A 6592-nucleotide genomic window follows, 5' to 3' on the forward strand; every position below is an offset into this window, starting at 1 on the left:
GGCGATGGCCGACGACCACAGTAGCACGGGGCGAAGTACCGCCGGCAACGGCGACCTCAACGAAAGCGGCATCTGGACCGGGCTGCGCAACCTCATCTTCGGGGAGCCGCAGGAGGATTCGCTGCGCGACCAGCTGGAGGAGGCGATCGACCGGCACGAGGGCGATCCCGCCCCCGACGTGAAGGGCGACCTGACCCCGCTGGAACGCCAGATGGTGCGCAACCTCCTCCACTTCGGCGAGCGCGACGCGGGCGACGTGGGCGTGCCGCGGGCGGATATGATCGCGGTGGAGGAAGGCACGACCTTCGACCACCTCGTCCACCTGTTCGCGGAGGCGGGACACAGCCGCCTGCCCGTCTATCGCGGCAGCCTGGATCACATCGTCGGCATGGTCCACATCAAGGACGTGTTCGCGATCCTCGCCGCTGGCGGCCCGCCGCCGCCCACCATCGCGGCGCTGATCCGCCAGCCGCTGTACGTGCCGATGAGCCGCGGCGCGCTCGACCTGCTGGCGGACATGCGGCAGTCGCGCATCCACCTGGCGGTCGTGCTGGACGAATATTCGGGGACCGAGGGGCTGGTGACGATCGAGGACCTGATCGAGGAGATCGTGGGCGAGATCGAGGACGAGCATGACGAGGCGCCCGCCGCGCTGCTGGTGCCGCTCGACGGCGGCGCGTGGGAAGCGGACGCGCGCGTCGAGCTGGAGGATGTCGGACAGACGGTCGATCCGCGCCTGGCCGAGGCGGAGAGCGACGTCGACACGCTGGGCGGGCTCGCCGCCGTGCTGGCGGGGCGCGTGCCGCAGCCGGGCGATTGCATCGACCACCCCAGCGGATGGCGGCTGGAGATCGTGGACGCCGACGAACGCCGCATCAACCGCCTGCGCCTGCACCCGCCACGGCCGGAGCCGGAGGGCGACGAGTAACTTTTTACCTCCGTTCGCCCCGAGCGACGTCGAAGGGGATGCGCCAGGATCGTCCGCAGGCTTCGACTTCGCTCAGCCCGAACGGGGGTCGGTACAAGACCACCTTCCGCCCATTGATCGCCTCACCCGATCAACGAGTTCGCCTTTTCACGCTTTTCCGATCACCGCCGCTGGGCTAAATCCCGCCCATGCCGCCCCTTCGCGGGCGCCCGCATTTCAGGAGATACCGACATGGACGCCATCACGCAGGGCAGCCCTCTGAACGATCCGGACAAGCAGCCCGCCGCGCTGCGCACGTTGCTGGGGCGCACCAACCGCGACTGGTGGCCGAACTCGCTGTCCGTCGACATCCTTCACCAGAAGGGGAAGACCGGCAACCCGATGGGCGACGACTTCGACTATGCGAAGGCGTTCCTGGCGCTGGATTTCGCGGCGGTGAAGGCGGACCTGACCGCGCTGATGACCGACAGCCAGCCGTGGTGGCCCGCCGACTACGGACATTACGGCCCGTTCTTCATCCGCATGGCATGGCATTCGGCGGGCACCTATCGCACCGGTGACGGGCGCGGCGGGTCGTCGGCGGGGCAGCAGCGCTTCGCCCCGCTGAACAGCTGGCCGGACAACGGCAACCTCGACAAGGCGCGGCGCCTGCTGTGGCCGGTGAAGCAGAAATATGGCGCGGCGCTGAGCTGGGCCGACCTGTTCATCCTGGCGGGCAATGTCGCGATCGAATCGATGGGCGGCCCCACGTTCGGCTTCGGCGGCGGACGCGAGGACGTGTTCGAGCCCGAGAAGGACGTCTACTGGGGTACCGAGGAGGAATGGCTGGGCCAGACCCGGATCGACGAGGAAGCGGGCCTCGCGCTCGAGACGCCGCTCGCCGCGATCCAGCACGGCCTGATATACGTCAACCCGGAGGGCCCCGGCGGGTGCCCGAACCCGATGGGGTCCGCGCGCGACATGAAGGAAACCTTCGCGCGCATGGGGATGAACGACGAGGAGACCGTCGCGCTGACCGCGGGCGGCCACACGTTCGGCAAGGCACACGGCGCGGGCGACCCCAGCCTGGTCGGCAAGGAGCCGGAAGGTGCGGACATCGCGTCGCAGGGCCTGGGCTGGACCTCCACGCACGAGAGCGGGATGGGCGATCACACGATCACCTCCGGCCTGGAGGGTGCGTGGACGCCGACGCCGACCAAGTGGGACAACACCTATTGGGAGATGCTGCTCGACCACGAATACGAACTGGTGAAGAGCCCGGCGGGCGCGCATCAGTGGCAACCGGTCGGCAACCCCGAGGACACGCTGGCCCCCGCCGCCCATACCCCGGGCAAGAAGGTGCCGACGATGATGTCGACCGCCGACATGGCGTTGAAGGTCGACCCCGCCTATCGCGCAATCAGCGAGCGTTTCCGCGCGAACCCGGACCAGTTCGCCGACGCATGGGCGCGGGCGTGGTTCAAGCTGTGCCACCGCGACATGGGGCCCAAGGCGCGCTACCTGGGGCCGGAGGTGCCGGCGGAGGACCTGCTGTGGCAGGATCCGATCCCGAAGGCCGATTACGCCCCGATCGACGCCGGCGACGTCACCACGCTGAAGGCGACGCTGCGCGACAGCGGCCTGTCGGTCGCGGACCTGGTCAGGACCGCCTGGGCCTCGGCCTCCACCTATCGCGGGTCGGACCATCGCGGCGGCGCCAACGGCGGGCGCATCCGCCTCGCCCCGCAGAAGGACTGGGAGGTCAACGAGCCGGCCGAGCTGGCGCGCGTCCTGGGCGTGCTGGAGCGGATCAAGGCCGATTTCGACGGCGCGGCGAGCGGCGGCAAGAAGGTGTCGATCGCGGACCTGATCGTGCTGGGCGGGACGGTCGGCGTCGAGAAGGCGGCGAAGGACGCGGGCCATGACGTGACCGTGCCGTTCACCCCCGGCCGCACCGACGCGACCGCGGAGCAGACCGACGCCGAAGGCTTCGACGTGCTGGAGCCGAAGGCCGACGGGTTCCGCAACTACCTTCAGGTGCGCTTCAACGTGCCGACCGAGGAATTGCTGGTCGACCGCGCGCAGTTGCTGAACCTCAGCGCGCCGGAGATGACGGTGCTGGTCGGCGGCCTGCGCGTGCTGGGCGTCAACCATCCGAAGGCGGCGCAGCACGGTGTGTTCACGACGCGTCCGGGCCAGCTGACCAACGACTTCTTCGTCAACCTGCTCGACATGGGCACGGCGTGGAAGCAGGTCAGCGACGAGAGCGACGAGGAATTCGTCGGGACCGATCGCGCCACGGGCGAACAGAAGTGGACCGCGTCGCGCACCGATCTGGTGTTCGGGTCCAATTCGCAGCTGCGCGCGCTGGCGGAGGTCTACGCCTCGTCCGACGCACCGGCTCGGTTCGTCGCAGATTTCGTGAAGGCATGGACGAAGGTCATGGATGCCGATCGTTTCGATCTGGCCTGAACGACTTAGGCCCGCTAACAGGCGGGCAACGGTTCGGCGGGGACGGGTCGTCGCGATTTGCGGCGGCCCGTTCCTTCCTTCGGAACCGGTCGAGTAGGTCCCTCGGGTCGCACCTTGGTTCCGAAACGCCGGAGGCCGTCGGCGTGCCCCCCACGTCGGCGGCCTACTCGTATCTGGCGCCGGTCGCCCTCCACACGCTGTCATTGCGAGGAGCGCAGCGACGCGGCAATCCAGGGTTGCGCTCGGTGCCCTGGATTGCTTCGCTCCGCTCGCAATGGCGGCGGGGTGACCGCACGGCACGCAACGGACCGGTGGCGCTTCCGCCACGGGCGCGGTATCGCGGGTCGTCATGCGCAAACACATCCTCGCCTTCTTCGCCCTCCTCCTCGTCATCGGCATCGCGATCGTCGCGTGGCTGGCCTGGCCCGACAAGGCGCGGCTGGATCTGGCCGCCGTCGCGGGGCAGCGTCCCGACATCACTCCCCCGCGCGAACAGGTGATCCCGACGATCGGCACCGCCGATCCGGTCGGCTGGCAGCAGGGGCAGACGCCGGTCGCGGCCACCGGGCTGGCGGTGAAGCCGTTCGCGACCGGGCTGGACCATCCGCGCTGGCTGTATCGCCTGCCCAACGGCGACGTGCTGGTGGCGGAAACCAACTCCCCCCCGCGCGAGGGCGGCGGGATCACGGGATGGGTGATGAAGACGCTGATGGGGAAGGTCGGCGCGGGCGTGCCCTCGGCCAACCGCATCACCCTGCTGCGCGACGCGAACGGCGACGGCGTGGCGGAGGCGCGGTCGGTGTTCCTCAGCGGGCTGAATTCCCCGTTCGGCATGGCGTTGCTGAACGGGCAATTGTACGTCGCCAACACCGACGCGCTGGTCCGCGTCCCCTATACCGACGGCGCGACGCGGATCACCGCGACGCCCGAGGTGATCGTGCGCTACCCCGGCGGGGCGAACCACTGGACCCGCGGCCTGATCGCGGCGCCGGACGGGCGCAGCCTGTACGTGTCGGTCGGATCGGCCACCAACATCGCGGACAACGGCCTGGCGGCGGAGCGCCGCCGCGCCAACATCCTGCAAGTGTGGCCGGACGACAAGAATTCGCGGATCTACGCCGCGGGTCTGCGCAACCCGGTCGGCATGGCGATCGAGCCGACGACGAAGGCGCTGTGGACGGTCGTGAACGAGCGCGACATGCTGGGGTCCGACCTGGCGCCCGATTATTTGACCGCGGTGGAGCTGGGCGACAATTTCGGGTGGCCGTGGTATTACTGGGGCGGTTATCCCGATCCGCGCGTGCAGCCCAAGAACCAGGAATTGCAGCAATATTCCAAGCGCCCCGACTATGCGATGGGGCCGCACGTCGCCGCGCTGGGCCTGACCTTCGCGGACGGACTGACGCTGGGCGATCGCTTCGCGCGCGGCGCGTTCGTCGGCGAGCACGGGTCGTGGAACCGCAAGCCATTGTCGGGGTACAAGGTCGCGTTCGTGCCCTTCACCCCGCAGGGATGGCCGGTGAAGGGCGCGAAGCCGGTGGACGTGCTGACGGGCTTCGTCGTCGACGGCAAGGCGCGCGGACGCCCGGTGGGCGTGATCGCGGACCGGACCGGCGCGCTGCTGGTCGCGGACGACGTGGGCAATGCGGTGTGGCGGGTGACGGCGCGCTGATCGTGCTCCCGCGAAGGATGATCGGGTTGAAGGTGCCCCGCACCTTCAAGGATCGTCCGGGGGACGATCCGACCCGATCATAGCCCGGTATGGACCCCCGCCTTCGCGGGGGTCCACCCCTCATTCCAGCAACTTCGGCCCGTCCTTCGCCAGCTTCGCGCGGATCGGTTCGGCGAACATCTGAAGGAAGGCGGGCAGGACGAAGGTCGCGTGGACGTTCGTGTCCGCCACGTCCAGCGTCACCGCGACGCGCTGCCCCATCCCTTCGACCGTGAAATCCAGGCGGTCGCCGTTCCAGCGATGCTCGGTCACCGCGCCGCCGGGGATGTAGCTCGCCATCCTGCCGAAGCCGCTCTCGATCCGGGTGCGCGCGGCATCGCGGCCCAGCTTGTGCGGCAGTTCGATCTCGATCGGGGCGCTCATGCGGTCTCCTTACGTTGCGAACAGCATCGCGTCGTCCGCGAACGCCTTGAATTCCAGGGCGTTGCCCGACGGATCGCGAAAGAACATCGTCGCCTGCTCCCCGGCCTGGCCCGCGAAGCGGACGTGCGGCGCGATCCCGAACGGGACCCCCGCCGCCTCCACCCGCTGCGCCAGCGCCCGCCAGTCGTCCATCGTCAGGACGATGCCGAAATGCGGCACCGGCACGTGATGGCCGTCGACCTCGTTCGCGACCGCCACCGGCTGCGCCGCGGGGTCGAGATGCGCGACGATCTGGTGCCCGCCGAAATCGAAGTCGATCCACTGCGCGCTCGACCGCCCCTCGGTACAGCCGAGGATATCGCGATAGAAAGCGCGCGCGGCGGCGAGGTCGTGGACGGGAAACGCCAGGTGGAAGGGACGCAGTGTCATGCCCGTGTGATACACATATGCGGCAGGGGTTGCCAGCCCGTCTGCCCTTCGTCACCCAGGACCTGATCCGGGATCCATCGCCCCGGGGATAACGATGGATACCGGATCACGTCCGGCATGACGTCGCCTATCGCAACCCCAGCAACTTGTGCGTCTGCAACGACAATCGCCACACCGGGCGCTCCATGACCGTCGCCATCGCCGCGTCGCGGTTCGCATCCGCGTTCGGATCGTCGAGCGGTTGCAGCAGGAAATGCCGGAAGTCCCAGCCCTCGATCGCGGCGATGTCGGTGCCCGGTTGCGGCCAGACCAGCTTCAGTTCGTCGCCCGACCGCTGCACCGTCTCGCTCCCCGCCTTCGGGCTGATGCAGACCCAGTCGATGCCGGGATGGACGGGCAGCGTCCCGTTGCTCTCGATCGCGATCTCGAACCCCGCACGATGCAGCGCGTCGACCAGCGCGTCGTCGACCTGCAACATCGGTTCGCCGCCGGTCAGCACGACGAAGCGCGCGTCGGATCCTGCGCCCCAGAATTCCGCCACGGCCGCGACCAGCGCCGCGGCGTCCGCGAACTTGCCCCCGCCCAGCCCGTCGACGCCGACGAAATCGGTGTCGCAGAAGCGGCAGACCGCGGTCGCGCGGTCCTGCTCGCGCCCGCTCCACAGGTTGCACCCGGCGAAGCGCACGAAC

6 protein-coding genes are annotated in these 6592 nt (G+C 69.2%); 3 read left to right on the forward strand and 3 right to left on the reverse strand.

Annotation, left to right across the window (positions count from 1 at the left end):
• The first annotated feature begins 4 nt into the window (after window positions 1-4).
• From ASG29_RS13755 to ASG29_RS13765, 3 genes are all read left to right on the forward strand, one after another.
• On the forward strand, window positions 5-928 hold the full coding sequence (locus ASG29_RS13755) for a hemolysin family protein (RefSeq protein WP_055984931.1): 924 nt from the start codon (window positions 5-7) through the stop codon (window positions 926-928).
• 231 nt (window positions 929-1159) lie between these two features.
• Complete coding sequence (gene katG / locus ASG29_RS13760) at window positions 1160-3379, forward strand: catalase/peroxidase HPI (protein ID WP_055984934.1); 2220 nt, start codon at window positions 1160-1162, stop codon at window positions 3377-3379.
• Window positions 3380-3728: 349 nt separating this feature from the next.
• Window positions 3729-5051 carry a PQQ-dependent sugar dehydrogenase gene (locus tag ASG29_RS13765; protein WP_055984936.1) on the forward strand — a complete coding sequence of 441 codons (1323 nt, stop codon included), beginning with the start codon at window positions 3729-3731 and terminating at the stop codon, window positions 5049-5051.
• 120 nt (window positions 5052-5171) lie between these two features.
• On the opposite strand, the gene ASG29_RS13770 is transcribed toward ASG29_RS13765, so the two are convergent.
• From ASG29_RS13770 to queE, 3 genes are all read right to left on the reverse strand, one after another.
• Window positions 5172-5474: a polyhydroxyalkanoic acid system family protein gene (locus ASG29_RS13770; protein WP_055984939.1), complete on the reverse strand. Its 303-nt coding sequence runs from the start codon at window positions 5472-5474 to the stop codon at window positions 5172-5174.
• A gap of 9 nt (window positions 5475-5483) precedes the next feature.
• Window positions 5484-5903, reverse strand: coding sequence for a VOC family protein (locus ASG29_RS13775; RefSeq protein ID WP_055984943.1), 420 nt, complete (start codon window positions 5901-5903; stop codon window positions 5484-5486).
• Window positions 5904-6030: 127 nt separating this feature from the next.
• Window positions 6031-6592 (reverse strand): 7-carboxy-7-deazaguanine synthase (gene queE, locus ASG29_RS13780; RefSeq protein ID WP_055984946.1); only part of this gene is annotated, 562 nt, incomplete at its 5' end.

This window comes from Sphingomonas sp. Leaf412, from assembly GCF_001425405.1.
GTDB lineage: Bacteria > Pseudomonadota > Alphaproteobacteria > Sphingomonadales > Sphingomonadaceae > Sphingomonas.

Excerpts from the sequence above, each read along its gene's own strand:
- ASG29_RS13765 (WP_055984936.1), top strand. The coding sequence starts at position 3,729 with ATGCGCAAACACATCCTCGCCTTCTTCGCCCTCCTCCTCGTCATCGGC.
- ASG29_RS13770 (WP_055984939.1), bottom strand. The coding sequence starts at position 5,474 with ATGAGCGCCCCGATCGAGATCGAACTGCCGCACAAGCTGGGCCGCGAT.
- ASG29_RS13775 (WP_055984943.1), bottom strand. The coding sequence starts at position 5,903 with ATGACACTGCGTCCCTTCCACCTGGCGTTTCCCGTCCACGACCTCGCC.
- ASG29_RS13755 (WP_055984931.1), top strand. The coding sequence starts at position 5 with ATGGCCGACGACCACAGTAGCACGGGGCGAAGTACCGCCGGCAACGGC.
- katG (WP_055984934.1), top strand. The coding sequence starts at position 1,160 with ATGGACGCCATCACGCAGGGCAGCCCTCTGAACGATCCGGACAAGCAG.